1 protein-coding gene is annotated in these 355 nt (G+C 52.7%); it reads right to left on the minus strand.

Features of this window, described 5'->3' with window-relative positions; translation table 11 throughout:
- The coding region (locus tag AC1RPK_RS07665) for a hypothetical protein (protein ID WP_481769339.1) at window positions 1-325 on the minus strand (325 nt) is incomplete at its 3' end.
- Between the last annotated feature and the right edge of the window lie 30 nt (window positions 326-355).

Below are 355 nucleotides of genomic sequence, written 5' to 3' on the forward strand. Positions count from 1 at the left end.
GAGCCGACCACGCACACACTTCAGGGCTCGGATTCCGCGTGTAGTATTCCTTCACGATACGGTCTCGATACTGTACCTGAACCTGAGTCTTAGCCTCAGCCTGCTGAGTTAGCTTCGGTGCTGCTTGCTCCGCGTTGTTGAGCCGCGAATTATCGCTGTCGCGGCGATCATTCTCGGCCTTGGCCATTTTGTTGATGGTGGCCTGCTGAGTTGACCACGCAGAGTCATAACCCAGCTTGTAGCCAAGTGCGGCACCTGCCACGAACACTATCAGGACAAGCGCGATCTTAATCGCGTAGGTCTTGAGAAAATCAACAGCTATCATGATGATCCTTCAAAATACTTCGTCTTCACG

This window comes from Dellaglioa sp. CoH-55-MRSF-6, assembly GCF_056782215.1.